At 74.9% G+C, this 26,304-nt stretch carries 21 protein-coding genes and 1 tRNA gene; 15 read left to right on the top strand and 7 right to left on the bottom strand.

All coding sequences use genetic code 11. From position 1 onward, the window contains the following. Nucleotides 1–100: 100 nt before the first annotated feature. Complete coding sequence (locus ACWGIF_RS32535) at nucleotides 101–664, bottom strand: FHA domain-containing protein (protein WP_453502887.1); 564 nt, start codon at nucleotides 662–664, stop codon at nucleotides 101–103. Nucleotides 665–774: 110 nt separating this feature from the next. On the opposite strand from ACWGIF_RS32535, the gene treZ reads away from it, so the two are divergent. Further along, nucleotides 775–2,523: a malto-oligosyltrehalose trehalohydrolase gene (gene treZ / locus ACWGIF_RS32530; RefSeq protein WP_453502885.1), complete on the top strand. Its 1,749-nt coding sequence runs from the start codon at nucleotides 775–777 to the stop codon at nucleotides 2,521–2,523. Between the two features lie 59 nt (nucleotides 2,524–2,582). On the opposite strand, the gene ACWGIF_RS32525 is transcribed toward treZ, so the two are convergent. Both ACWGIF_RS32525 and ACWGIF_RS32520 read right to left on the bottom strand, forming a co-directional pair. Then, entirely contained in the window at nucleotides 2,583–3,707 is a 1,125-nt protein-coding gene (locus tag ACWGIF_RS32525) for a M24 family metallopeptidase (RefSeq protein ID WP_453502883.1), read from the bottom strand. Then, entirely contained in the window at nucleotides 3,704–4,549 is an 846-nt protein-coding gene (locus ACWGIF_RS32520) for a LysR family transcriptional regulator (RefSeq protein WP_453502890.1), read from the bottom strand. Before ACWGIF_RS32520 ends, ACWGIF_RS32525 begins: the two co-directional genes overlap by 4 nt. A gap of 77 nt (nucleotides 4,550–4,626) precedes the next feature. Between ACWGIF_RS32520 and ACWGIF_RS32515 the strand changes: the two genes are divergently transcribed. Next, complete coding sequence (locus ACWGIF_RS32515) at nucleotides 4,627–5,478, top strand: CTP synthase C-terminal region-related (seleno)protein (protein WP_453502881.1); 852 nt, start codon at nucleotides 4,627–4,629, stop codon at nucleotides 5,476–5,478. Nucleotides 5,479–5,552: 74 nt separating this feature from the next. Continuing rightward, nucleotides 5,553–5,625: transfer RNA gene (locus ACWGIF_RS32510), tRNA-His, on the top strand. Between the two features lie 83 nt (nucleotides 5,626–5,708). On the opposite strand, the gene ACWGIF_RS32505 is transcribed toward ACWGIF_RS32510, so the two are convergent. Further along, the gene (locus tag ACWGIF_RS32505) at nucleotides 5,709–6,464 is read right to left on the bottom strand and encodes an alpha/beta fold hydrolase (RefSeq protein WP_453502880.1); all 756 of its coding nucleotides are present in this window, start codon (nucleotides 6,462–6,464) and stop codon (nucleotides 5,709–5,711) included. A gap of 72 nt (nucleotides 6,465–6,536) precedes the next feature. Here ACWGIF_RS32505 and ACWGIF_RS32500 point away from each other — a divergent pair, with 72 nt between their 5' ends. Continuing rightward, entirely contained in the window at nucleotides 6,537–7,259 is a 723-nt protein-coding gene (locus ACWGIF_RS32500; protein WP_453502878.1) for a hypothetical protein, read from the top strand. Here ACWGIF_RS32500 and ACWGIF_RS32495 read toward each other — a convergent pair. Beyond that, nucleotides 7,246–9,306 (bottom strand): phosphocholine-specific phospholipase C, encoded by a 2,061-nt coding sequence (locus ACWGIF_RS32495; RefSeq protein WP_453502876.1) that lies wholly within the window; start codon nucleotides 9,304–9,306, stop codon nucleotides 7,246–7,248. The genes ACWGIF_RS32500 and ACWGIF_RS32495 overlap by 14 nt on opposite strands. A 185-nt stretch (nucleotides 9,307–9,491) precedes the next feature. Between ACWGIF_RS32495 and ACWGIF_RS32490 the strand changes: the two genes are divergently transcribed. Genes ACWGIF_RS32490 through ACWGIF_RS32455 form a run of 8 tightly spaced genes read left to right on the top strand, consistent with a single transcriptional unit; the run spans nucleotide 9,492 to nucleotide 20,895 of the window. Beyond that, entirely contained in the window at nucleotides 9,492–11,867 is a 2,376-nt protein-coding gene (locus ACWGIF_RS32490; RefSeq protein WP_453502874.1) for a hypothetical protein, read from the top strand. Nucleotide 11,868: 1 nt separating this feature from the next. Beyond that, entirely contained in the window at nucleotides 11,869–13,143 is a 1,275-nt protein-coding gene (locus tag ACWGIF_RS32485; RefSeq protein ID WP_453502873.1) for a TRAFAC clade GTPase domain-containing protein, read from the top strand. Then, the gene (locus ACWGIF_RS32480; RefSeq protein ID WP_453502871.1) at nucleotides 13,140–16,100 is read left to right on the top strand and encodes a GTPase-associated protein 1-related protein; all 2,961 of its coding nucleotides are present in this window, start codon (nucleotides 13,140–13,142) and stop codon (nucleotides 16,098–16,100) included. Before ACWGIF_RS32485 ends, ACWGIF_RS32480 begins: the two co-directional genes overlap by 4 nt. Beyond that, nucleotides 16,090–17,742: a TRAFAC clade GTPase domain-containing protein gene (locus ACWGIF_RS32475; RefSeq protein ID WP_453502869.1), complete on the top strand. Its 1,653-nt coding sequence runs from the start codon at nucleotides 16,090–16,092 to the stop codon at nucleotides 17,740–17,742. The genes ACWGIF_RS32480 and ACWGIF_RS32475 overlap by 11 nt, the downstream gene beginning before the upstream one ends. After that, nucleotides 17,739–17,867 (top strand): hypothetical protein, encoded by a 129-nt coding sequence (locus ACWGIF_RS32470; RefSeq protein ID WP_453502867.1) that lies wholly within the window; start codon nucleotides 17,739–17,741, stop codon nucleotides 17,865–17,867. Before ACWGIF_RS32475 ends, ACWGIF_RS32470 begins: the two co-directional genes overlap by 4 nt. Nucleotides 17,868–17,903: 36 nt before the next feature. After that, nucleotides 17,904–18,569: a vWA domain-containing protein gene (locus ACWGIF_RS32465; RefSeq protein ID WP_453502889.1), complete on the top strand. Its 666-nt coding sequence runs from the start codon at nucleotides 17,904–17,906 to the stop codon at nucleotides 18,567–18,569. After that, the gene (locus tag ACWGIF_RS32460; protein WP_453502866.1) at nucleotides 18,566–19,564 is read left to right on the top strand and encodes a PP2C family serine/threonine-protein phosphatase; all 999 of its coding nucleotides are present in this window, start codon (nucleotides 18,566–18,568) and stop codon (nucleotides 19,562–19,564) included. Before ACWGIF_RS32465 ends, ACWGIF_RS32460 begins: the two co-directional genes overlap by 4 nt. After that, the gene (locus tag ACWGIF_RS32455; protein ID WP_453502864.1) at nucleotides 19,561–20,895 is read left to right on the top strand and encodes a protein kinase domain-containing protein; all 1,335 of its coding nucleotides are present in this window, start codon (nucleotides 19,561–19,563) and stop codon (nucleotides 20,893–20,895) included. The genes ACWGIF_RS32460 and ACWGIF_RS32455 overlap by 4 nt, the downstream gene beginning before the upstream one ends. Before the next feature lie 48 nt (nucleotides 20,896–20,943). Here ACWGIF_RS32455 and ACWGIF_RS32450 read toward each other — a convergent pair whose 3' ends face one another. Beyond that, nucleotides 20,944–21,270, bottom strand: a complete 327-nt coding sequence (locus ACWGIF_RS32450) for a hypothetical protein (protein WP_453502862.1) — start codon at nucleotides 21,268–21,270, stop codon at nucleotides 20,944–20,946. Nucleotides 21,271–21,291: 21 nt separating this feature from the next. After that, nucleotides 21,292–22,764 (bottom strand): hypothetical protein, encoded by a 1,473-nt coding sequence (locus tag ACWGIF_RS32445; RefSeq protein ID WP_453502860.1) that lies wholly within the window; start codon nucleotides 22,762–22,764, stop codon nucleotides 21,292–21,294. A 188-nt stretch (nucleotides 22,765–22,952) separates the two neighbouring features. On the opposite strand from ACWGIF_RS32445, the gene ACWGIF_RS32440 reads away from it, so the two are divergent. From ACWGIF_RS32440 to ACWGIF_RS32430, 3 genes are read left to right on the top strand one after another with little or no spacing between them, the layout of a single operon-like run. Beyond that, nucleotides 22,953–23,975, top strand: coding sequence for a 3-oxoacyl-ACP synthase III family protein (locus ACWGIF_RS32440; RefSeq protein ID WP_453502858.1), 1,023 nt, complete (start codon nucleotides 22,953–22,955; stop codon nucleotides 23,973–23,975). After that, entirely contained in the window at nucleotides 23,972–24,727 is a 756-nt protein-coding gene (locus tag ACWGIF_RS32435; RefSeq protein ID WP_453502856.1) for a glycosyltransferase family A protein, read from the top strand. The genes ACWGIF_RS32440 and ACWGIF_RS32435 overlap by 4 nt, the downstream gene beginning before the upstream one ends. Next, the gene (locus tag ACWGIF_RS32430; protein WP_453502854.1) at nucleotides 24,727–26,214 is read left to right on the top strand and encodes a class I adenylate-forming enzyme family protein; all 1,488 of its coding nucleotides are present in this window, start codon (nucleotides 24,727–24,729) and stop codon (nucleotides 26,212–26,214) included. The genes ACWGIF_RS32435 and ACWGIF_RS32430 overlap by 1 nt, the downstream gene beginning before the upstream one ends. Nucleotides 26,215–26,304 lie beyond the last annotated feature (90 nt).

Below are 26,304 nucleotides of genomic sequence, written 5' to 3'. Positions count from 1 at the left end.
CCCGAGTACTGGACGTACTCGGGCGCCCCGACAACGCGGCCGGGTGCGGTGCCGGGCGTCGCGGGCCCGGCAAGATCCGAAAGAGTCCGAAAGAGACGGCCTAGTGCGCCGAGAGCCGGAAGGTCATCTTGCCGAAGCTGACCTGGTCCCCGTCGCGGACCACCGCGGAGCCGGTCACCCGACGCCCGTTGACCGTGGTCCCGTTGGTGGAGCCGAGGTCCTTCAGCACCCACATCCCGCCCTGCAGCCTCAGTTCCGCGTGGGCCCGGGAGACGGTCTCGTGGCTGAGCCGCAGCCCGTTGCCGGGGTCGCGGCCGATCCGCAGGGCCGCCGCGCTCGGGTGCGGGAGCAGCAGCTTGGGCAGTTTCTCGGCGGCCCAGGCGCGCCGGATGCCGACGGACACGGCCGAGGCCCGGCCGACCCAGCCGAACAGCCGACGGGTCCACGGGCTTTCGGCTGCCTCCCTGGCCTGGAGGTCGGCCGTGAGGACGGCGAGATCCTCGGAACGGCGTGCGACCAGGGCGAGTTCCATCCGGCGCAGGAAGGTGTCGTGGGACAGCTTGCCGAGGGCGGCACCCTCCCTGAGCTGGCCCAGCGCCCGGTCGCGCTCGGCGTCCGAGAGCCGTGGCGCGGGGAAGGCGGGGAACTCGAAACTCGACGTCACAGGGTGATTGTCGGCCCGTCGGGGCCGGAGTGTCCAGAACACCCCCGCCACGCCCGGAATGATGGGCAGGATACGCATGCTGGACACCGCCGGAGACGAGGGGACCGTCCGTGCAGTTCGAGGTGTGGGCACCGCTGACAGGTCATGTCGTCATGCGACTCGACGACGGGACGTACGACATGGCGCGCGATCCGGACCGGGACGGCTGGTGGACCGTGGAGGCCCCGGCCGGCGACGGCAGCCGCTACGGATTCCTGCTGGACGGCGACACCGTCCCGCGGCCGGACCCGCGCGGGCGGCGGCTGCCGGACGGGCCCGACGGCCTGTCGGCGGTGGTCGACTTCGAAGCGCTCGACCCGCTGCGGACGCCATCGCCGCACATCCCGCTCCAGGATGCGGTCCTGTACGAGCTCCACGTCGGCACCTTCACCCCCGAGGGCACCTTCGACGCGGCAGCGGCGCGCCTCGGGCACCTCACCGCCCTCGGCGTCACGCACGTGGAGCTGATGCCGGTCTGCTCCTTCCCCGGCCGGCACGGCTGGGGATACGACGGGGTCGCGCCCTGGGCGGTGCACGAGCCGTACGGCGGGCCGGCCGGTCTGGCCCGCTTCACGGCCGCCGCGCACGAGGCCGGGCTGGGCGTGGTGCTGGACGTGGTCCACAACCACCTCGGCCCCTCCGGCAACCACCTGCCCGCCTTCGGCCCGTACTTCACCGACACGCACCACACCCCGTGGGGGGCGGCGGTGAACCTGGACGCGTCCGGCTCCGACGAGGTGCGCGCCTACCTGCTCGGCAGCGCGCTGGCCTGGCTGCGCGACTACGGGATCGACGGGCTGCGGCTGGACGCCGTGCACGCCCTCGCCGACGGGCGGGCGCTGACCTTCCTGGAGGAACTGGCCGCGGCCGTCGACGAGCTGGCCGCGGACAGCGGGCGGCCGCTGTTCCTGATCGCCGAGTCCGACCGGTGCGACCCGCGCACGACCACCCCCCGGGCCGCCGGGGGCCTGGGCCTGCACGCCCAGTGGAACGACGACTTCCACCACGCCCTGCACTGCGCGCTGACCGGCGAATCCCGGGCGTACTACGCCGACTTCGCCGAGGCCCCGCTCGGCGCGCTCGCCAAGACCCTGACGCGGGCCTTCTTCCACGACGGGACCTGGTCCTCGTTCCGGGGCCGCACCCACGGCCGTCCGGTGGACCGCCGCCGGACCCCGGCCCACCGCTTCCTCGGCTACACCCAGACCCACGACCAGATCGGCAACCGGGCACTCGGCGACCGGCTCTCCGCCTCGCTCTCCCCCGGACTGCTGGCGTGCGCCGCGACCGTGGCGCTGACCGGGCCGTTCGTGCCGATGCTGTTCATGGGCGAGGAGTGGGGCGCGGGCACCCCCTGGCAATACTTCACCGACCACCCCGACCCGGAGCTCGCCGAGGCGGTGCGGAGCGGCCGGCGCCGGGAGTTCGCCGCGCACGGCTGGAAGGCCGAGGAGATCCCGGACCCGCAGGACCCGGCCACCCGGGACCGCTCCTGCCTGGACTGGGCGGAACCCGAACAGGGCGGTCACGCGCGTCTGCTGGACTGGTACCGCACCCTGGTCGCGCTCCGCCGCGCCCACCCCGACCTGCGCGACCCGGACCTGGCGGCGGTCCGGGTCGCGCACGACGAGGAGCGGCGCTGGCTCACGTTCCGGCGGGGCGACGTACGGGTGGCGGTGAACCTCTCCCCGGAACCGGTGACGATCGCGCTGGGCCGCAACGGCGTAGGGGTGCTGGCCGCCTGGGAACCGCTCGAACACCCCGGCCCGGACGGGCGGATCCACCTGCCGGGCGAATCGGCGGTGGTCCTCGGCCCGTGAGGACCACGGGTGAGGACCACGGGTGAGGACTGTCCGGGTGAGCGCTGTCCGGCTGAAGGCTATTCGACGACGGCCAATGCGCGCGGGGCGTTGTTGAGGCGGCGCCCGCCGTCCCCGGTGACGGTCACGATGTCCTCGATGCGCACGCCGAACCGGCCCGGCAGGTAGATGCCCGGCTCCACGGAGAAGCACATGCCGGGGACCATCGGCTGCTCCTCCCCCTCGACCATGTACGGGGGCTCGTGGGTGGTGACGCCGATGCCGTGGCCGGTGCGGTGGATGAAGCGGTCGCCGTAGCCGAACTCGGTGATCACCGCACGGGCCGCCCGGTCCACCTCCTGGCAGGAGACCCCGGGCCGGACCGCCGCCACTCCGGCCTGCTGGGCCTCACGGACGATGTCGTGGACCCGCTGCTCCTCGGCGGTCGGCTCGCCCACGTGCACGGTGCGGGAGATGTCGGAGCCGTAGCCGAAGCGCAGGCCCCCGAAGTCGAGCACCACCATGTCGCCGCGTCGGATGACCCGGTCACCGGCCTCGTGGTGCGGGTTGGCCCCGTTGGGACCGGAGCCGACGACGGTGAAGTCGACCTGGGAGTGACCGTGCGCGCGCAGCAGGGCGGCCAGCTCGGCGGCGACGTCCGTCTCCCGGCGGTCGGCGAAGGGGAGGTGGAGGATCTGTGCGTAGGCGGCGTCGGCGGCGGCCGCCGCCGCGTCGAGGCGCTCCAGCTCCCGCTCGTCCTTCACCGCGCGGAGCATGGGCAGGCAGTCGGTGAGCGGTGCGTAGGAGGTGCTCGGCAACTCCTGCTGGAGGCCCAGGAGGTGCAGGGCCCAGGTGTTGTCGCTCACCCCGAAGCGCCCGCGGAAATCCAGCAGCGGGGCGGTCAGGGCGTACGGGTTCTTCCCGTCGGGCCAGTCCCGCAGGGTCAGCGCGGCGGCGCCCGGGGCCTTGGCCGCGTCGGGCGCCTCCAGCGCGGGCACCACGAGCACCGGGTCCTGCCCGGCCGCCAGCACGAGCAGGGTCAGCCGCTCGGTCTCGGCGGTGGGGCGGTACCCGGTCAGGTGCGTGAGGTCGGGCCCGGGGGCGATGAGCAGCCCGGCGAGTCCCGCCGCGGCCGCGGTCTGCGCGGCGGCGGCCATCCGGGCGGCGTAGTCGTCGGCCGTGAAAGGTGCGGGTTCACGTGTCATACGGGTGATCCTCCCGTGAGCCGGGCGGCGAGCGCAGCGGCCGCGCCGGTCGGGGTGCCGGGCGAGAGCAGTTCCGTACGGTGCACCAGGCGCGGCTCGGACAGAGGTACGGCGACCCCCGCGCTCGCGGCCCCGGCGACGCGGCGCGGCAGCAGCACGAGGCCGTGCCCTGCGGCGGCGAGGGCGCAGAGGGCGAGGAGGTCGGTGCCTTCGTAGCGCAGGGAGGCACGGGCGGCGGTGAGCGGCAGCCCCACGCCGGGGGCGTCGAGCCAGCGCGCGTCGGCGAGGTCGTCCAGCCGGACGGCGGCCCGCCCGGCGAAGGGGTGCCCGGCGGGCAGCAGCACGGCCAGTTCCTCCTCCCCCACGCCCGTCACGGTGAGCGGTGCCACGTCGGGCAGCCGCAGCGGATCGCTGGGCGCGGCCGGACCGTCCACGAGGCCGAGATCACAGCCCCCGGTCGCGACGGCGGCGGGCACCTCGGCGGGGGGCAGCACCCGCAGGGTGACCCCGGTGGCGGGCAGGGCCGCGAGCAGCCGGGGCCCGACGGCGAGCGGGGACGCCGCGAGGGTGATCCGCCCGGGCGGGGCGGCGGCCAGCCGCAGCACGTCGGCCCGCGCGGCGTCGAGCCGCAGCAGCAGCGGGCCGGCGTGCTCCAGCAGCCGTGCTCCGGCCGGGGTCGGCGCGACGGGCCGGCGGGTGAGCAGCTCGGCCCGCAGATCGCCTTCCAGTGCGGCGATGTGCTGGGAGACGGCGGACTGGGTGTAGCCGAGCTCGCGGGCGGCGGCGGAGAAGGAGCAGAGCCGGGTCACGGCGACGAAGGTGCGGAGCAGGTGCGGATCCATGGTCATCAGGATCACTTATGGAAGGTGCACCAATCATCGTTGGCGCTGAAGCGGGGTCCGGCCACAGGATGATCCACATGACCACCGCACAGACCGCAGAGACCGCGGAGACGGCAGAGACGGCAGAGACGGCACGGGCCGCACATCGGGCCGCACATCGGACCTCACCCGGGTCATCCCCGACCGCACGGATCGCCCTCGTCGGCGACCGCTCCCCGCACGTGAAGTCCCACACCCGGATCCCGCTCCTCCTCGACGCCCTGGCCTCTCACGACGGGCTCGTCCTCGACGCCTACTGGATCCCCACGGGCGACGCCGAGGCCGGGGCCGCCGACGGGACGCTGGCCCGCTTCGACGCCGTCTGGGTGCTGCCCGGGAGCCCGTACGCCAGCGAGGCCGGGACCCTGGCCGCGATCCGGGTGGCCCGTGAGGAGGGCATCCCCTTCCTCGGGACCTGCGGCGGCTTCCAGCACGCCCTGCTGGAGTACGCCCGGACGGTGTGCGGCCTGGGCGACGCCGCGCACGCCGAGAACGACCCCGGGGCGGCTGACCCGCTGATCGCCCCGCTCGCCTGTTCGCTCGTCGGGCACGAGGGCCTCGTACGGGCCGAGCCCGGCTCGCTCGCCGAGGCCGCGCTCGGGGCGGAGCGGTCGATGGAGCGCTACCACTGCGGTTACGGCCCCGCGCCGCGGCACCTGCCGACGCTCACCGCGCACGGCCTGCGGCTGTCGGGGCACGACGAGGACGGCCAGGCGCGCATCGCCGAGCTTCCCGGGCACCCCTTCTTCCTGGCCACGCTGTTCCAGCCGGAGCTGCACGGGGACGGGACGAGGCCGCACCCGATCGTCCGAGCCCTCGCCGCCGCGGCCGTCGCCCACGCGGCGGCCACCGCCACCGACGGGGCCGCCACCTCCGCCGTAGCGGGATAACGCGTCGCAGGACCACCCCTCTGATCGGCTATGCTGTGCATGCACATCGAACGGGTGGTCCGCCGCCCTTCGTGGTGGGTGTAGCTCAGTTGGTAGAGCACCTGGTTGTGGTCCAGGTGGCCGCGGGTTCAAGTCCCGTCACTCACCCTGATCCCGTGGGGGTACGAGGTTCTCCTCGTACCCCCACGGGTTTTTCCGTTCACGTCCAGGACGAAGATCATTCCCGCCGCCTAGACGCGGAGGAAGGCCTCCACCTCGGTGGTGAAGGCCACGGGTGTCTCGTGCGGCGGGTAGTGGCCGGAGCCCCGGACCGTGACGATCCGGCAGTTCGGATACCAGGCCTGCCAGGTGGCGCGCATCACCTCCTCCGTGAGCGCGCGGTCGTACTCCCCCACCAGGACCAGCACCGGGACGGTGTTGCCCTTCACCGCGGAGGACAGGTCGAGCGGCTGCCAGCTCGCGAGGTAGGCGGCGAAGGCCTCGGGGCGGGAGACGGCCAGGGAGTGCTCGACCATGCGGTCCAGCCAGTGGCGGCTCACCCGGTTGCCGGTGACCAGGTCGAGGATCGCGCGGCGCTTCGCGGGGTTCTCGGCGGCGCCGTGGAAGAGGGCGTGGGTCGCGTCGTCCATCTCGTAGGGAGCGGCCGGGACCGGTGCGAGGCCGATCAGCTTCTCGACGCGCTCGGGGGCGCGGACGAGGACCTGCTGGACCGCCTTGCCGCCCATGGAGTGGCCGAGGAGGGAGAAGGTGTCCCAGCCGAGCTGGTCGGCGAGCTCCAGGACGTCGTCGGCGATCTCACCGAGGCTGTAGCGGCCGGACACGTCCCGGCGCTCGCCGTAGCCGCGGTAGTCGAGGAAGACGTACGAGAACCCCTCCGGATCCAGGTGGTCCAGCACGGACCCCCAGTTCGCGGAGGTCCCGAACCAGTCGTGCAGCACGATGACGCGAACGGGCCCGGTGCCGATCCTGCGGTGGGCGATGGCCATGCGTTCTCCCTCGATGACGGGGCGGAGAAGACCGACGCCGTACGTTCTGCCCACCCGGCCTACGATCACACCGTGAACCCGATATCCCGCACGGTCCGCATCGCCGTCACGCACGCCCCGGCCGATACGGACCACTCGGTCCACCCGGCCAAGTACGAGATCCTCGACCGGGACGAGATCGCGGAGGTGCTCGCGGCCTGGCCCCCTGCCCAGCCGCACGACGGTTTCGAGTGCATGTGCCACGGGGGCGGCGGGGTCTCTCTGTACGAAGCCGGCGGCGAGCGCATCGGGTCCATGGACCCGACCGGGCCGCTCCGGCCGCTGTTCGATTCCCGGGATCCCGCGGGGCTGCCCTCCCGGCACCGCGCCCGCTGGGTAGCAGCGGCGCCGGAGGATTTGCGCGAGTACGCCGCCGCCTGCGCCGGCGGCGAGGAGCCCCGGCCGCCGCGCGGAGTACCGCTGAGCATGGTCTTCAGCTGGCTGGGCGCCGTCCGGGAGCACCCTGGGGACGCCGCGCGGCTGCTCGCCGCCCTGGCCCCGCAGCGGCTGCTGACTCCGGCGTCCACGGATGAACTCGCCTGGGCCGTACGGGAGACGGACCCGACCGGGCTGGACGGCGCCGTGCGGTTCTTCGCAAGCGAGGCCTTCACCACCCGCCATCCGAAGCGGCGCCGGGTCCCGGACACCGCCCGCGATCTCCTCCTCCGCCACGCCCGCAGCCACCGCCCCAAGGACCTGCCGGTCCTGGAACGGCGGCTGCTGCACGCGCCGGAGGATCGGGTCAGGCGGTCTTGATCGCCGGGTCGGAGATGCCCGGAGCACCCGTTTCCACGTGGCCCGCGAAGCGGCGGAGGAAGGTGGCGTCGGTGTCGGAGAGGACCTTCACGTCGTACCAGCGGCCCGTGGCGGCCAGGTCCACCGTGTGGGCGACCGCGGCGCCGGCCGCGACCCTGATGGTCCGGGCCGCGCCGCCGTAGGCGTTGGTCACCGTGAGGTTGACGGCCGCCGTGCCGGAGTTGGAAAGGGTCAGAGCCAGGTTCCCGGTGCCGCCGACGTGGCGGGCCGTCACCTCGGGGCCGGCCTTCTTCGCCGGGCCCTTCCAGGTGCGCAGGAAGCCGTTGGGACCCCACACCGTCAGGTTGATCTGGTTGCCGGTGGAGCTGCTGGTGGACCAGGTGTCCGAGAGGGTCTTGCCCGCCTCGACCGTATAGGGCCAGGGACCGTCCGTACGGTTGCCGGAGGTGCTGTGGAAGTGGGCCCCCAGCGTCGGCCCGGAGGAGAAGGTGAGGGTGAACTTGCCGGTGGAGACGGTGCGGGCGCCGTCCACGTACGGGACGTAGCCCAGCGCGCGGGCCGGCTTGAAGCCCGCCTCCTGCGGGGGCAGGGTGCCCGTCGCCGGCGGGGTCGGGTGGTAGGACGGGTGACGGTCCTTGTCCGGCGGGACGTACCCGGCCGTGGACGGCAGCGCGGCGGGCGCGGCGTCGGCACGGGTGAAGTCGAACGCCGAGGTCAGGTCGCCGCAGACGGCGCGGCGCCACGGGGAGATGTTCGGCTCGTGCACCCCGAAGCGCTTCTCCATGAAGCGGATCACCGAGGTGTGGTCGAAGGTCTCGGAGCAGACGTAGCCGCCCTTGCTCCACGGGGAGACCACGATCATCGGGACGCGCGGGCCGAGCCCGTAAGGACCGGCCGCGTAGCCGCCACCGCCCGCGTACAGGTCGCCCCTGACGTCGGCCGTGGACAGGCCCCAGGCCGAGGAGGCCGGCGGGTACGGCGGGACCACGTGGTCGAAGAAGCCGTCGTTCTCGTCGTAGGTGATGAACAGGGCGGTCTTCGCCCACACCGCCGGATTCGCCGTCAGCGCGTCCAGGACCTGCGAGATGTACCAGGCGCCGAAGTTCGTCGGCCAGTTCGAATGCTCGCTGAACGCCTCGGGGGCGGCGATCCAGGAGACCTGGGGCAGGGTGGCGCCCACCACGTCGGCGCGCAGCCGGTCGAAGTAGCCGTCGCCCGCCTTGACGTCGGTACCCGTCCGCGCCTTCTCGTACAGGGCGCTGCCGGGCTGGGCGTTGCGATAGGTGTTGAAGTACAGCAGCGAGTTGTCGCCGTAGTTGCCGCGGAAGGCGTCGTTGATCCAGCCCCAGTGACCGGCCGCGTTCAGGCCGTCGCCGATGTCCTGGTAGACCTTCCACGAGACCCCGGCGGACTCCAGGCGCTCGGGGTAGGTCTTCCAGCCGTACCCCAGCTCCTGGTTGCCCAGGACCGGTCCGCCGCCCACTCCGTCGTTGCCCGTGTAACCCGTCCACATGTAGTAGCGGTTCGGGTCCGTGGCGCCGATGAAGGAGCAGTGGTAGGCGTCGCACACCGTGAAGGCGTCGGCGAGGGCGTAGTGGAACGGGATGTCGTTCCGGGTCATGTACGACATGGTCGTGGCCGTCTTGGCCGGGACCCACTTGTCGTACTTGCCGTTGTTGTAGGCCTGGTGGCCACCGGCCCAGTCGTGGTCCAGCCCCTCGAGGAACTGCATCCCGAGGTCCTCCACCTGCGGGTGGAACGGCAGGACGTCCTTCGTCCCGTTCGACTGGTGGAAGACCGACTTGCCGTTGTCCTGGAGGACCGGCCGCGGATCGCCGAAACCCCGGACACCCTTCATCGCGCCGAAGTAGTGGTCGAAGGACCGGTTCTCCTGCATGAGGACGACGATGTGCTCGATGTCCTGGATCGTTCCGGTGGCGCCCTGTGCCGAGATGGCGGCGGCCCGCGCGATGCTGTCGTTCAGCATCGCGATGGCGGCCGTGCCGCCGGCGATCTGCAGGAACCTGCGACGGTTGAGTTCTGCCATGGCGTGACGACCTCTGCGGGTGAGGGGGGAGTCGAGGGGCGCCCCAAGGACAGCGGTCCCGGGGTACCGGGCGGAGATCGGTTCGTGACGCCGCGCCGTACAGCTGGAGAACGAAAAGCGTTCCCGAACGGCTCTCGTATCTGCTGAAATGACCTCCAACACACTGCACGGGGGGCGCAGAGCGGATGGTGGGGAGCGATTTCGGGCATGCCATCGGGCTGGCCCACGCGCTCTCCGGCCTGCCGCTGTCGCCGCTGGTGGGAGGGTACGGGGAACTCCTCGCTTCCCAACAGGCCCTCGGGTTGCGCCACTTGGGCGAGGCACTGGTCCCGCCGGGCGGCCGCTTACGGGTGCTTGACGGGGTCTTCCGCGTCGAGGGGCCCGGCCGGCGCCACCATGTGGGAACCGGGGTGCTGCGCGCGCTGCGCCGGGACCGGCCGGAGCCGGCCGCGGCCCGGTTACTGGAGCGGCTGACGGCGATCCAGCAGGCGGACCCGTCCGCCCTGCGGCGGATCCTGCTCTACCAACTCGTCCACCTGCTGCAGGACCACCCGCAGGGGCATCTGCCGGACACCGCGGCCGGCTTGGGGGTCGACCCGGCGGAGGCCGTCGCCCTGGTCCACGCCGCCGCCCGGCGGGCCCGGCTGGACGACGGGCAGCGGGCCGCCGCCGAGGCCCTCGAGGACCAGGTACTCGGCCACCGGATCCGCGCCGCCGCCCGGCTGGCCTGCGTACTGCCGCCCGTCGGCGGGGACCGGTCGCTGGCGGCCCGGCTCGCCGACGTGGCCGCCCGGGCCGCGGCCGCCGACGCCGCGCTCGATGCGGCCCGGCGCCACGAGGAGCAGGGGGATCCGGAGCGGGCCTGCGTCCACTACGAGGAGGCGGCCGCGCTGGCGGGGGACTGTCCCCGCGCGGTGCGCGGGCTGGTCCGCACCCGCCGGCCGGATGCCGGGGACCCGGGCTCGGGCCGACTGGAGTCCGTCCTCGTGCCCGGCGGGGTGGAACTGCGCTGGCCGACCGGGGACTTCGGAGACCTGCGCTGGAGGGTGGTGCGGCTGACCCGCGGGGAGCCGTCGACCGCCCCGCTCGCCGAGGTGGCCGGGCAGCCGGGCGGGGGCGTACTCGTGGACCGTGACGCCGGGCTCGGCGAGGAGGTCCGCCACCTGGCGCTGCCCCTGGGGGCCGACGGCCGCGTCGACGGGCCGCCGCTGATCGGCGCACCGCTGTCCGTCGCCCCGGCGGTGACGGAGCTGAGCACCGGCGACGGCAACGGGTGGATCGAGGCCTCGTGGACACCGGCCGCGGGCGCGGCCCGCTCCGAGGTGACGCTGACCCGGCCCGGGGGAGGCACCGAGGAGCTCACGGCGGTGCGGGCGGGCCGGCGGGAGACCCTGCGCGCCGAGGGGCTGGAACCCGGCAGGTACGAGCTGACCGTACGGGCCCGGTACGCGCCGGCCCGCCGCGCCGGGCGCGGGGCGCTGTCCGCGGCCGCGACGGCTGCGGTCACCGTGCACCCCTGGCCGGCACCCGTGCTCACCCTGACGGCCGCGGCCCGGGACGCGGGCGGGGTGGAGTTCCGCCGGACCGGCGGCGAGGGGGCCGACGTACGGCTGGTGGCGTGGCCGGGCGGCGCCCCCGCCGAGGGGACGGAGCTGAGGACCGCCGAGCTGCCGCCGCCGCTGGCGTGGACCGACCCGGCCTGGACCGACCCCGCCTGGACCGACGCGGCCCAGGGCTCCGCGGCCCCGGCCGGCACGGCCACGGCCGGCACGGCCACGGCCGGCGCGTCGACTTCGGTCGGACTGCCGCCCGCGGGATCGTTCACCACCGTGTCCGCCGTGGCCGTGCTGGGCGAGCGGGCCCTGGCCGGGCCGTCCGTCCTGGTCGAGGTGCCGCTGCCGGTGACCGGGCTCGCGCTGCGGCGCACCGCACCCGACCAGGTCCAGGTCACCTTCGACTGGCCGGGCGCCACCGGCACCATCACGGCCGCCGTCACCCAGGACGGTCGGCGCACCGCCTTCGACGTGGCCCGCAGCGTGTTCCTGCGCGAGGGGCTCCTTCTCCCGGTCACCCCGGCCGCGTTACAGGTCGACGCCTACGCCGCACCGCGCAGCGCCCGGTCCGTACTGGCCGCCACCGGCGGCGACGCCCGGGCCGAACTCCCGGCCGACGTGGCCATCGCCTACGAACTGGTGCCGGGACCCCGGCGCGGACTGCTCCGCCGCGGGCCCGCCGTCCTGCGCGTGACCGTACGGGCACCGGGCGGCGCACCGGGCCCGGACCTGCCCGGCTTCGTGCTGGTCGCCCGGGGCGGCGGGCGCAACCCTCAGCGCCCGGGCGGTCCGGCCGGCGGCACGGCCGTCTGCCGGGTGACCGGGGCCGAACTCGCGGCAGCGGCAGCGGCAGCGGGGACGGGGACGGGGACGGGCACGGTGGAGTGCGAGATCGACGCCGTCGCCGCGCCCGGCCGCCCGTACGCCCTGCGTGGTTTCCTCCTCGGCGGCTCCGCCGCCTCCGTCCGGCTCGAAGAGCCCCCTCTCCCCTCTCTGGTGGTCCGCTGACATGACCTCCGTCGTCTGCCCCTACTGCTTCGACCGGGCGCCGGCCGCCCGGCTGCCCTACCGGTGCCAGATGTCCGCCACCGGCGTGCGCGGCGCCCGGCCCTGCACCGCCGAACTCGACACCATATGGGCCGACTTCATCGGCCCCAGCGTGCCTCCCGCCCTGAAACTGCGCGGCCCGGTCTTCGACGCCGCGCGCGGCCTGGGGCGGCGGATCTCGCCGAGCGGGGGAGGATCGCGGGCGGACTGCCCCGCCTGCGGGGTGTCCACCCCGGTCCGGGTGTGCCGGCGCTGCCACAGCGACTTCCCGAGCGACTACTGCGACCAGGACACCCGGATCATCGCCCTGCTCGGCCCCAAGGCCTCCGGCAAGAGCACCTACGTCTCGGTCCTGGTCAACGAGCTGCGCGGCCGGGTGGGCCGGGCGTACGGGGCGTCGGTGACCGCGATGGGCGGCGAGACCCAGCGCCGGGACCGCGAGATGGCCGAGGACCTCTACGACCGGCTGCGGCTGCCGGAGGCGACCAGACCTGCGGCCCTGGGCTTCAACGACCCGCTGCTGTACCGGCTGAGCCTGCCGCTGCGGCGCCGGCTGCGCGGCAACGGCAGCCGGCACACCGCGCTGGTGTTCTTCGACGCCGCGGGCGAGGACCTGGGCAGCGCCGAGGCCATGGACCGCTACACGCACTACCTGGCCGCCGCCGACGGGATCATCCTGCTCGTGGACCCGCTGCAGATGCGGGCGGTGCGCGACCGGCTGCCCGTGGACGAGGGTCCGCCGCTGCCGGTCATCGAGACACCGCCGCAGCAGATCGCCGCCGACCTCGCGGCGCAACTGCGGGCCCACGGCCGGGGCGCCTCGCGCGGCCGGGTCACGACCCCGGTGGCGGTGGCCGTGACCAAGACGGACTCGCTGGCGCCGCTGCTGGAGCCGCATTCGCCGCTGCTGCGCAACGCCGACCACGCGGCCGGCGCGCTGGACGAGGAGGACCGTCAGGCGGTGCACGAGGAGATGCGCACGCTGCTGGACGGCTGGGACTCGGGGGCGCTGCTGCGGCAGCTGGAGCGGGACTTCACCCGGCTCTCGCTGTTCGGGCTCTCGGCGCTCGGCTCACCGCCGCCCGCGCACGCGCCGGCCGACGCCCCGAAGTCGGGTCCGCGGCCCCTGCGCGTGGAGGATCCGCTGTTGTGGCTGCTGGGGCTGGGCGGGCTGCTGCCGCGCACCGGTGGCGCCGCCGGTGCGGGAAGCCGTACCGGCCCGGAGGGGAACGCATGAATCTCGCCCAACTCCACTACACGTCGGCGCCGCCCGGCCCCGACGGCTCCGGCTTCCGGTTCACGGCCGTCAGCCCCGGGGTGCCGGCCGCCCTGCTGCGCGAGGCGGAGCAGCTGATCGGTTACGAGCCGCCCCGGGACGCGCCGCCGCGCCCGGACCCCGGGCAGCTCGCCGCCTTCCCACAGGCGCTCAGCCTGAACGTGCTGGCCGACGGCAGCCGACTGCTGGCCCGTTCGGTGTACACGGGCGCCGACTACAGCGGCCGCTGGGGCAACTTCCACGCCCACGCGGTGCACCTCCCGCAGCCCGCCGGGTCCGGCCCCGTCGTGGGAGAGCTGCCGATCACCGCGTGGGGCTCGCCGCAGTGGGCCGCCGCCACCCCGCCGGACGGCGCTCCCGCACTGGCGGCGGTGCCCGCGCCGGGCCGGCTCGACCGGGCCGGGCTGGCCGGTTTCGTCGCGTCACGCAGTCCGTGGCTGGCGGGGTTCTTCGCCGATGTGCGGCGGCTGGGCGAGGACCCGGCCGCCCCGCAGATCGTGCTCGTGGAGGCGGACAGCGAGGCCGTGGCCCGCTGGATCATGCTCGCGTGCAGTGTGCTGCCGCACCAGCGGGGGCAGTGGCTGACCTTCACCACCTACACCAGGCGGCCGCAGCTCGCCCGGCAGCAGATCATCGGCGTGGTGCCCGAGGACGGCCTCGGCCTGGCGGGGCAGGAGCACCGCTACCGGGTGTACGACGCCACGCGCGCGGCGGCCCCCGCCCCGGGGGCGCCGGACGTGTGGGCCGACACCGCCGCGCGGATCTGGCAGGGGCGGCGCCAGGAACTCTTCGCCGAGGTGCGGCGGCTGGCCACCGGGCCGTACGATCCGGGCCCGCTGGCGGCGTTGGCGCTGGCCGCGGGCATCACGCTGACGGCGGCCGGACGGACCGCGGCCGCCGACTGGGCCGCCGGGCACCGGGAGGCGCTGGACGGCGTACGGCTGCACGCGCTGGCCCTGGCGCTGGGCCGCCCGGCCGCGGACCGGGACCGGGCGGAGGCCGCCGCGGGCGGACGGCTGCTCGCGGCCCTGGACGGCTGGGCCCCTCCGGAGGTGTGCGAGCCGCTGGTGGCGCTGACCCTCGCCGAGGCGGTGCGGTCCGGCGCCCCGCCCGGGGTGCTGCCCTCCGCGGGCGCGCTGGGCGCGGCCGCCCGGAGCCGGCTCGCGGCGGAGCTGGAACCGGGGCTGCGGGCGGCGCTCACCGGCCCCGCGGCCGAACCGGCTCATCCGGCCGGACTGTTGCGGGTCGCCTCGCAGCTCGGGGTGGACGTGAGGGACCTGCTGCCCGGTGTGGCACGGCAGGTGGCGCTCGCGTTGCTCGACGATCCGGAGCGGGCGTACGGCCAGGGGGTGCGGGCCGCGCTGGCCGAACTGCCGGGGCTGCGGGCCCTCGTACTCGACCGGCTGGACGCGCTCGCGGCGGGTGATCCGGCCGCGGCGCGGCGGCTGTTCGACCGGACCGCGCTGCGGCTGAGCGCGGCTGACGCGCTGCCGCACCTGCGGATGTGCGCCGAGGCTCCGGCGGTGGCCGCGGGCGCCCCGGACCGGGTCGGTGCGCTGAACGCCCTCCTGGGCCGGTCGGGCGTCTCGCTGTACGCGGAGCCGCTGGTGCTGCGGACGGCGATGCGGCTGGTGTGGGACGGGGAGCCGCCGACCGCCTGCGAGGCGGGGATGGTGCTGGTGGCGACCGGGCCGCAGGTCCACCGGGAGTCCGGGACCTGGGAGTTGCTCGTACAGGCGGTGGTGCGGGCCCCGGCCGGGGACGCCGATGCGGCGGAGCTGGCTCCGGAGGTCCTCGGGCACTTCCAGGAGGAGATCCCGGCCCGTCTGCGGCCGTCGCTGCTGTTGCTGGAGCTGGCCCGGAACCTGCGATCGGGCGCGGCGGGCGCGGGCTGGGTCCGCCAGGCGCTGGACCTGACGTCGCTGGACCCGGAGCCGGGGGCGCGGGGGCACGCGTACGCGGCGGTGTGCGCTCGGCTGCTGGCCGTGAACCGGCCGGCCGGGGAGCTGCGGGCCCTGATCGAGAGCAACGACGCGGAGCTGCTGGCCGCGTACCGGCAGGCGGCGCGGGAGCCGGGGGTCCTCGACCGGCTGCGGCTGGATCCCGGCTATGTCGCGGACTGCTTCACGGTGTGGTCCTCCCAGCCGCAGGCCGGCCCGGTCTGGCAGGAGGCCCGCACGGACCTGCTCGACGGGGTGCTGCGGCCGGTTGTACGGGGCCTGCCCGCGGCGGAGCTGGCCGAGGTGGAGCAGTCGCTGGCCCGGCTGGGCGGCCGGTGGGCGGAGGAGTTCCGCGGCTGGCAGCGGCCGGGCGCCTTCGGCCGCCTGCGCGAACGCTTCGGCGGCCGCCGGGCCGGCTCCGCCGGGGGGAGCAGCACGTCCCGCCCGGCCGGACCCGGTGCGCGGCCCGCCTACGACACGCGCGGCGGGCCGACGGCGCCCGACCGCCAGGACGGATACGGCCGCCCAGCCGATCCGGGCCCGATCGGACACACCGAAACGGGCGCCGCGGAGGGAGGCGACCGGTGGTCCGGCAGGCCGGGCACCGCGGGTGGGCGGGGCACCACCGACGGCTCGGGCGGATCCGGTCGGCCCGTCGGGCCCGGTGAGCCGCCCGACGGCGCGCGAGTCGGGCCGTCGGCCACAGGTCGGCCGGACGGCTCCGGCCGACCCGGAGGGTTCGGCGCGCCGGGCGCCACGGCCGGAGCGGACTGGTGGTCCGGCGAACCGGGAACCGCAAGCACGCCGGGCGGCGACGGCAGGCCGGGCAGCCCGAGCGGGCCGGCCGCCGCGGCCCGACAGGGCGCCCCGGGCGAGCCGAGTGCCGCGGGCGAGCCGGGCGGCGACGAGGGGCGTGACTGGTGGTCCGGCAGGTCGGGCCGTGCGGGTGGGCAGGGGGTCGGTGGGGATGGGGGCTGATCTCTGGTATCCGGAGCCGCTCGTGCGGTTCCTCGTCGTGGCCACCGGTGTGATCGGCGTCGCCGTGTGCCTCGGGTACGGGCTGTGGCGGTTCCTGGGGCTGGGCCTGTCGGCCGCCGGGGCCGCCTTCGACTACCGCACGCTCGGGTCGAGGGCCCCGAGGATCACCCCGTACGCGGGCCCGGAGCCGGCCCGCCCCGCCTACTGGGCCGGGCAGATGTGGCGGGACGCCCGGTTCGCCGGGCAGGCGGCCGCACTGACCGTCTGGTACCTGCTGACCCGGCACTGGCTGGGCGAGGTCGTGCGCCGGCGCCTGCTCCGCGGCCGCCACGGCCAGACCGGCCTCCGCGCCGGGAACGGCTTCGGCCGGCTCGTGCTGCGGCTGATCGCGCCCGGGACGGCGCTGGCCGCCCTGCTGTCCGCGCTGCTCGCCTCGGCCCTGCTGGCCTGCGTCGCACTGGTCTTCGCCGTCCAGCTCGTCCTGGTCGCGCTCGCCGCCCTGACGGCCGTCGCGGCCGGCCGGACCGCGGACCGGCTGTGGAAGCTGGCGCGGGGCATCCGGATGAAGTGCCCGTACCCCGGCTGCTACCGGGCGTTCGCGCTGGCCGTGCACACATGTCCGGGCTGCGGCGCCGCCCACCGCGAGCTGCGGCCCGGCGGCTTCGGCGCCCTGCGGCACGTCTGCCGCTGCGGCCTCAGCCTGCCGACCACCGCCGTGACCGGGCGGCGCCGGCTCGCCGCGCGGTGCCCGTTCTGCGACCAGAGCCTGCCCCCGGCCGTCGGCACCACCCGGGTCGTGCACCTGCCGCTGATCGGGGGCACCTCCGCCGGGAAGACCATGCTGATGGCGGCCGTGCTCGAAGGGCTGCGGTCCTGGTCGCACCGGTCCGGGCTGACGGTCGAGTACGCCTCCCCCGACGACCTCCGCGAGGCCAACACGCTGGACCGGCAGCTGAGCCGGACGGGGTGGACCCTCAAGACCCAGGGCGGGCAGCCCCGCGCCCTGATGCTGCTGGTCGGGCGCGGCCGGCGGCGCCGGCTGCTCTACCTGTACGACCCGATGGGCGAGTCCCTGCGCGACGCGGACACCACGCGCCGCCAGGGCTACCTCGCCCACGCCGACGGGGTCCTGCTGGTCACCGACGTGCTCGCCGCGCCCGCCGTACGCCGCGCCCTGCGGGCCGGTGACCCGGAACGGGCCGCGGCCGCCCGGCCGGCCGACCTCGGCCCGGTGGAGACGTACGCGGGGTTCACCGGTGAGCTGCAGGGGCTCGGCGGCCGGCGCAAGCGGCTCGCCGTGGCCACGGTGGTGACCAAGCGGGACGCGCTGGACCAGCTGGCCTCGCTGCCGCGGCCGTCCGAGCCGGTCGACGCCTGGCTCGGCGCCATCGGGCTGGACGAGCTGGTGCGGGCCCTCGGCCACGACTTCGCGGCGGCCCGCTACTGGGTGGTCAGCGCCCGGGCCGCGACCGGCGCGGGCGCCCTGGACACCGAGCAGCGGCGGGCCGCGGAGCCCGTGCTGTGGCTGCTGTCGCGCACCGGGCTGCGCGTCGGGGGGCTCACGGAGGACCGGCCGGAGGACCGGGGCGTTCAGGACGTACAGGGTCCGAAGGACACCGAGGAAAGGATCAACACCTCATGATGACACCGCAGATCGTGCGGGGCCGGCGTCTGATGCTGGTCCTGTTCGTGACGGCGGTCGTGGTGACGGCGGTCGCCGCTGTGGCGGCGCTGGTGCGGTACGTACCGCAGTGGATCGGGAGTTGAAGGAGATATGCGGTGAGTGACATCCCCGGCGGGCCGATGGCGAACCGGCCCGTCCATTTCATCTGGCTGCTCGACTGCTCGTACTCGATGCAGGGCGAGAAGATCGGCCAGCTCAACTACGCGATCAGGGAGGCCGTTCCGGAGATGCGCGCGGTCGCGCAGGACAATCCGGCCGCTCAACTGCTGCTGCGCACGATGACGTTCTCCACGACGGCGCGCTGGCACCACCAGGACCCCGTGCCGGTCGAGCAGTTCACCTGGCAGGACGTGCAGGTGGACGGCATGACCAACCTGGGCGAGGCGCTGCAGCTCGCCGCGCGCGAGCTGGACACCCCGCCGATGCCGCAACGGGCGCTGAAGCCGGTGCTGGCACTGGTCTCCGACGGGGTGCCGACGGACGACTGGAAGGCGGGGCTGCGGGCGGTGGACGCGACCCCGTGGGGCCGCAAGGCGGTCCGGGTGGCCATCGCGATCGGCGCGGACGCCGACCGCACCGTGCTGCAGGAGTTCCTGGGCAATCCCGAGCTCCAGCCGCTGGACGCGAACAGCCCCAAGCAGCTGGCCGCGGCGATCCGCTGGGCCTCGACGGCGGCGGTGAAGGCGGCCTCCCAGCCGGTGGCGGGCTCCGCGGACCTCACCATGAAGCAACCGCCGTACGCGCCGCCGGTGCTCGACGACGACGATGACGACGACGTGTGGTGAGCGGACCCGTGCGGACCCTCGGACCCGAACCGCTCTGGGACACCCTCCAGGGCAGCGTCCAGGGCGTGAACAAGACCCGCAATCAGGACTACTACGAGGCGGAGGGGCTCGGCACCGCCGGACAGCCTTTGATCATGGCGGTCGCCGACGGTCACGGATCGGCGGCGCACGCGCGCAGCCATCTGGGGTCGCGGTTCGCCGTGGACCTCTTCGTCCAGCAGGCCAGGCTGTTCGCCGCGCTCGCCGAGCCCCGGGGCGACGAGCCGCCGCCGAGCCTGGCCTGGCTGATGCACTACGCCGAGTACACCCTCCCACGCCAACTGGTCAGCGCCTGGCATGAGAGGGCGCTCACGCACTGGGAGCGGACCAGGTCGCACGGTGAGCCCGGGATGGACGCGGTGGACAAGCTGGTGCTCTACGGGAGCACGCTCGTCGGCGCCGTGCTGACCCCGCGGGTGTTCGCGGCCTGGCAGCTCGGCGACGGCGAGCTGACCGTGGTGGGCGACGACGGGCGGGTGACGGTGCCGCTCGCGCCGGACGAGGCCGATCTGGGCGACGAGACGGAGTCCCTGTGCTCACCTCAGGCCTGGCTGCGGGTGCGGACCCACTGGGCGCCGGTGACCGCTCCCGCGCGGGCGCCGCGGCTGGTGTCGGTCTCCACCGACGGGCTGTCCAAGAGCTTCGCCTCGGACAGCGGCTTCCGGCAGTTCATGGCCGGGCTGGGCGAGAGGCTGTCGGAGGAGGGAACGGAGTGCGTCCGGGCCGTGCTGCCGCAATGGCTGGCCAAGGCCTCGCGGCACTCGGGGGACGACACCACCCTGGTGGCGGCCTGGCACACCGCCGCCGGCCCGGCCGGCGCGGCCGGCACCACCGGCCCTCCCGGCCCCGCCGGCACCACCGACCCGGCCGGGAGGGTGCGTCCGGCCGGTCCGACGTATCCGGCCGGAACGATCGACCCGGCCGATCTGAGAGATCCGTACAGGAGTGACGAATGAGCGGCATGCTCGACAGCGGTACCCGGCTGGCGGCCGACAGCAGCCTGGGCGTGGAGGTCTTCGGCCTGCTCGGCTCCGGCGGCCAGGGGGAGGTCTACCGGGTACGGACCCCGTCCGGCGACCAGGCCCTGAAATGGTACTACCCGGCCTGTGCGACACCGGCGCAGGAGGACATCGTCCGCCAGCTGGTGGACCGCGGCTTCGACGACGACCGCTTCCTGTGGCCCCGGGACTTCGTGTCCGACGAGCGGGGCGGCTTCGGCTATCTGATGGACATCCGGCCGGACCGGTTCAAGGGCCTGCCGATGCTCTTCCGCCGCAAGCTGCGGACCACCATCCGCGCGCTGCTCACCGCCTGCCTCTACACGGTGGAGGCGTACCAGGCGCTGCACTCGCGCGGGATCGCCTACCGGGACATCTCCTGGGGGAACATCTTCTTCGACCCGGCGACCGGAGACGTTCTGGTCTGCGACAACGACAACGCGGTGGTGGAGGGCGACAGCACCGGCATCTCCGGAACCATGGAGTTCATGGCGCCCGAGCTGGTCCGCGGCGAGCCCGGGGTCTCCCCCGGCACCCAGAGCGACCTGCACTCCCTGTCCGTGCTGCTGTTCATGCTGCTGATGAACCACCATCCGCTCAAGGGGCAGCGGGAGCTGGCCATCCGCTGCCTCGACGAGGCCGCCGAGCGCAGGCTGTACGGGAAGCAGCCGCTGTTCGTCTTCGACCCGCTGGACCGGTCCAACGCGCCCGATCCGGTGGAGCATGCGACGGTACTGGCCACCTGGGGGGTGGCGCCGGACTCCCTGCGCGACCTGTTCACGAAGAACTTCACGACGGGGCTGCACGACCCGGCGGCCCGGGTACGGGAGTCGCAGTGGCGGGACACGCTGCGCGCGGTTCTCGACGCGGTGGTGGACTGCGCGCACTGCGGGAAGCAGAACATGACCGAGCCGGCCGCGGCCGCGGCCGCGGGCTCCTGCTGGAACTGCGGGAGCGTGCTGGTGCTGCCGCCCCGGCTGGTGCTCACCACGCCCCCGCCGCGCACGGAGCACCACATCCTGCTGCACCGGTCCTCGCGGGTGCAGGCGCACCACCTGGCGCCGGAGCCGGCCCGGCACGACTACGGCGACGGCACGCTGGTGGCGCAGCTCACCGAACACCCGCAGCGACCCGGGAAGTTCGGGCTGGCCAACCGCTCCGGATCGGCGTGGACGGGCACCCGCGCGGACGGCAGCACCCAGGAGATCGCGCCGGGGCAGACCGTGCCGTTGCGCTCGGGGCTGGAGCTGGACTTCGGCGGCGCGCGGGCCGTCGTACGCACGAGGTGAGACGGCCCGGCGTCGAGAGGAGCACGGGAGCGGCGGGTGGGGGCAGGGTCAGCCCAGCAGTCGGCTGATCTCCTGGGCGAGGGCGAGGCCGGTGCTGCTCGCCCCGAGCCCGAGGGTGATGGTCTCCAACGACCGTCGGACCAGACCCGGTTCGGCGGTCCGCTGCTCCCGTCCGGCCTGATCCAGCTCCTCACGCAGGGTCTGCGCCGCGGCGAGCTGCGCCGGCCCGGCGCCCTCCGCCCGGAGCCACTGGGCGAGTTCGGCGGCGAGGCGCAGGGTCTGCGCGGCGGTGTCCTGCCGCCCGATGTTGATGGTGCCGTTGTCCCCGAAGTTGCCGGGTCCGGAGATGTTCCCGTGGAAGTTGTACGTGCTCATGTGTGACTCCTCGTCTTCGCTTCAGGGGCTCGCGGACGACTGTGCGGCCGGACCGTTCTGGTTGACGGTGCCGTGGGCGCCGAAGTTGCCCGCGTGGATGTCGCCCTGGAACGTGTAGGTGTGGGTGTTGATGACCTGCTGCGCCTGGTCGTAGGAGCTGGTGTCGACGTTGTGGTCCTTCAGGAACCGCTCGGTCGCTATCAGCACGCCCTGCTGCAGCCGCTGGAGGAAGTCCTGGGAGTCCGTCCGCTCGGAGAACCCCAGCTGGTCCCAGTCGGCGACGCGTTCGCGCAGGCTGTCCACGGCGCCGTAGTCGAACCGCAGGTGCCGTTTGTCGATCTCGCGGCGCCACTTCTCCAGCGCCCGGGTCCGGTCCCGCCGGGCGGCGCTCCTCCGGGAGAGCCTGCCGGGGGCGCCGAGGAGGGCCGATGCGGTGGTCCGGGTGGTGAAGCTCACGAGGCTCCACCAGCGTTCCAGGCCCTCCGGCGGCAGCTGGTGCACCCGGTAGAACCGCTGCTGGAGCGGGGGGATCCCGTACGCCGCCACCTCCCAGGTCAGGCTGGGGTGCTGGAGCCTGGCCCTCAGGTGCATGGAGACGATGACGCGGCCGCCCTCGCCGGCCCGCTCCAGGCTGAGGTAGGTGCGCATGCCGGCGCCGGGCTGCACGACCCCGGCCTGCACCAGCTGCTTGGGGATCTGGGCGCGCGGGCGGCGCAGCCGGTCCGGGAGCAGGTCGGGCCCGACGTAGGAGACGTGATCGCCTATCACGTAGAGCCGGTTGCGGGCCCGCAGCCCCTTCAGTCCGGCGATGTGCTCCATCTCTCGGGCGATGAAGCTGTGCAGGTCGACGGCGTCGAAGGGCTTGATGGCCAGCTTGCCGCCGCCCGCCGGGTCGTCGGCGGGCCGGCTGACGTCGATGGGCTGCCAGACCATTTCCTTGATCTTCGAGCCGCTGCCGACGAAGGGGTTGGTGCGCTCGGCGCTCGCGGTGTAAGGGACCACGTTGGCCCGTTTCTGCTCCAGCAGCCGGCCCTCCACCTCCGTTCCGAGGTCCGGGGCGAGGTCGAGCGGCCTCCCGGAGCCGTGCTCGACGGCGAGCGCCGCCGCGCGGGATGCGCTCTCGGCCCGGTGGACCAGCACCCAGGCGGCTGCGTACGCGAGGACGATCAGTGCGCCGGCCCCGAGGGCGAGGGCGGACGGGCCCGCGACGAGGCCGTACAGCGCGGTCGGTACGGCCGCCCAGACGCCGGCCGCGCAGAGCAGGGCCAGGCGCCGGTCCCGGAGGTCGGTGCGGCGGACGGAGGCCCGGGCGTGGCGGGCCAGGGCCACGAGGTCGATGCCGAGGGAGAGCCCGGTGGCGCGCAGCCGGTCCTCGGTGAGTTCCACGTCCACCTCGCGGGCGAAGCCCTCGTCCAGGTGCGCTCCCGCGCACAGCAGGCGTGTCACCGCGTCGGTCCGGTACTGCGCCAGCACCGGTAACCGCCGAGCTGCCATGTCGTGTCCTCCCCCGTGATCCTTGTCGCCTCACCCTACGGAAACGCGCTCTGCGTGTCCCGCCGTTGGGCGGGTCGGGCGGGGCTCCGAGGGAGGGGGTGCGTACTCAGGCGGTCCGTGCAGGGGACGGCGCCGAACTGAGCACGCGTACTCAGGCTTCGGCGTGCGCGGCTTGTCATCGTGTGGGCATGTTCATTCAGCCGTGTGATCCGCCGCCGCGCGCCGGGATAACCGCCGTCGGCAGCCTGTTGCCCGAGGAGGTGCTGTCCTCGGACGACCTCCTGCGGGAGGTGACGCTCCGCAGCGGCCTGGCGCTTCCCCCGAGGCTGCTGACGCAGGCCACCGGGATCGTCTCCCGCCGCGTCGCCGGCGAGGGCGTGTACGCGTCCACCCTCGCCGTCGGCGCCGCCCGCCGGGCGCTGGCCGCCGCCGGACTCGGTCCGCTCGACGTCGACCTGCTGGTCTTCGCCTCCGCCTCCCGTGACCTGGTGGAGCCTGCGACGGCGCACATCGTGCAGGCCGAACTGGGCTCGCGGGCCCACGCCCTGGACGTCACCAACGCCTGCAACAGCTTCGTCAACGGGATCGACCTCGCCCGGTCCGTGATCCTCGCCGGGCGGGCGCGGCGGGCGCTGGTGGTCACCGGTGAGACGCCGAGCCGGGCGGTGCGCAGGGACCCGGCCAGTCTCGCGGAGCTGCGCGACGGCTTCGCCGGCTACACCTTCGGCGACGCGGGGGCGGCCGTGGTGGTGGAGGCCGTGGAGCGGGGCGGGATCCTCGACGTGGACACCGAGACCCACTCGGAGCACTGGGAGGTCGGGGGCATTCCGGGCGGCGGGTCACGGCACCCGCGGGGGGACGCGTACACGTATTTCCGCGGCGACGGGCACGAACTGCGCGGCGTCTTCGAGAAGGTGGGGACCGCCGTCATCGACCGGACGCTGCACCGCACGGGGATGGACTGGGACGGCTTCGCCAAGGTGCTGGTGCACCAGGTGACGGTGCCGTACCTGGAGCGGTTCGCCGAGCTGACCGGGGTGCCCGCCGGGAAGCTGGTGGTGACGGTGCCCGAGCTGGGCAATGTCGCGAGTGCGAGCATCGGGATCCAGCTGGACCGGATCTTCGAGGAACTGGCACCGGGGGAACGGGTGTTGTTCGTCGGACTCGGCGGCGGCATCAGCATCATGACGATGGTCTGGGAGAAGTCGTGACCGCGGGAGACCGGCCGATGTGGGTGGTCGTGCCCGCGCACGAGGAGGAGGCCCGGCTCGCGGACACGCTGCGGGCGCTCGCCGCACAGCGGGACCGGGACTTCACCCTGCTCGTCGTCGACAACGCCTCGGCGGACGGCACCGGGGCGATCGCCCGGAGGTTCGCCGCGGACGCGCCCTTCCCGGTGGAGGTGATCGAGGAGCCGGAGAAGGGCGTGGGCTCCGCCGTGGACACCGGCTTCCGGTACGCGATCGGACGGGGCGCGGCCCTGCTCGCCCGGACGGACGCCGACTGCCTGCCCCGGCCCGGCTGGACCGGCGCCGCGCGGGCCGCGCTCACCCGCAGCCCCGGACTCGTCTGCGGGCGGATCGTCGCCCGCCGTGACGAGCACGGCCCGCTGGGCCGCGCCGCCTTCGGCGCGCTCGTGGCGCTGGCCGCGCTCTTCGGGCGGCTGCGGCCGCAGCACTCCCGCAGGAACGGCTTCCGGGCCCCGTACCGCATGCACGCCGGGAACAACATGGCCATCACCGCCGATCTGTACCTGGCCGTCGGCGGCATGCCCCGGCGCCCCTCGCCGACCGACCGGCTCTTCCTCAACGCCGTACGCCGGCACTCCGACCGGATCGCGCACTGCCGCGAGATGGTCGTGGAGAACTCGACACGGCGCCTGCGGGCCTACGGGCTCGCCGGCACCGCCCGCTGGTACCTCGACCAGGGCAGCGGCACGCACGGGACGGACGACCCCCGCTGATGCTGGACCGACTCGACCACGCGCTGCGCCGCCGCCCCGAGCGGGCCGCCGTACTCACCGCCACCCGTACCGGCGCGCCCCGGGTGCGCGCCACCCGAGGGGAACTCGCCGAGCTGTCGGACGCGTTCGCCGCCGCCCTGCACGCGCGCGGGCTGCGCTCCGGGGAAACCGTCGGCGTCGCCGTTCGCCCCGGGCCGCGGGCTCTCGCCGTGCTGCTCGCCCTGTGGCGGCTCGGGCTGCGCGGGGCCGTACTGGACCCGGGGGCGGGGCCCGATGTGCTGCGCGCCCGCCTCGCGCTGGCCCGGCCTTCGCTGGTGCTGGCCGACGCCGCCGCGCAGGCGGTGGCGGGCTGGGCCCGGCCGCTGGCCCGCCGGGCCCGGCTCGCGCTGCCGGACCTGGCCGAGCTGGGGCCGGTGGCCACGGTCGGGCCCCGGCTGCCGGGCTGCGCGCCCGCGCTGGACCTGGGGGCGCCGCGGCTCGGTGTCCCGGCGCACGGGGACGGGACGGCGGACGGGGACGCCGACGCGGTGATCGTGTTCACCTCAGGGACCACCTCGCAGCCGCGGGCGGTCGTGCACACCCGGGCGAGCCTGTCCGCCGGGATGGCCACGGTCTCCTCGCTCTTCGACGCGCACGGGGACCGGCCCGTGCTCGGCGGGACGTTCTTCGTCCTCGTCCCGTCGCTGACGCGCGGCGCCCCCGTCGCCCTCCCGGCGGGCAACGCACGCGTTCTGGCACGGCAGTTGCGGCGGCTGCAGCCCCAGGACACCTACCTGACGCCGCCCCGGCTGCGGGACGCGCTGGGCGCGGGCGCCCGCTTCCACGGCCGGGTGTGGACGGGCTCGGCCCCGGCCGGCGCCGGACTGCTGGAACGTGTACGGCAGGCGGGCGCGGCCGAGGCCTGGGGCGTGTACGCCCTCACCGAGCTGTTCCCGGCCGCCGCCGTCGAGGCGCGGGAGAAGGCCGCCTTCGAGGAGGCCGGGGACCTGGTCGGTGCCCCGCTGCCCGGTGTACTGGCCAAGCCGGACGAGGACGGGCAGCTGCTGTTGTCCGGGCCCGCGGCCCGCCACCGCTACCTCGGCGAGGACCCGGACCCGTGGGTGCGTACGGGCGACCGGGCGCGACTGGACGGCGCGGGCCGGATCGTCCTGGAGGGCAGGAGCAAGGACATGGTGCTGCGCCGGGCGGAGAACATCTACCCGGGACTCTACGAGCCCGCCTTGCACGTGCCGGGGGTGGAGCTGGCCGTCCTGGTCGGGATCCCGGCGGGCGACGGCGACGAACGGCTCGTGGCCGTCGTACAGCCCCGGCGCGGCGCGGACGAGCACGCCCTGCGCGCCGCCCTGGACGAGCCGGTCCGGCGGATGGGCACGGCCCGCCCCGACGCGCTGCTCCTCGCGCGGATCCCGCTGTCGGGGCGCTCGCGCAAACCGGACCGGGCGGCGACGGCCGCCCTTGCGGCGCGACGCCTGGGCACAGCGGACTGAGGCGTGTCCTTCGGACCGTGCCGGGCCCGCGCTGCCCGGCACGGTCCGAAAGCCGGCCATGGCAGCCCGCACCGCCGGCCGGGAGCGCCG

This window comes from Streptomyces sp. NPDC054849 (genome assembly GCF_053610945.1).
This window is presented reverse-complemented; position numbering and strand designations above follow the sequence as displayed.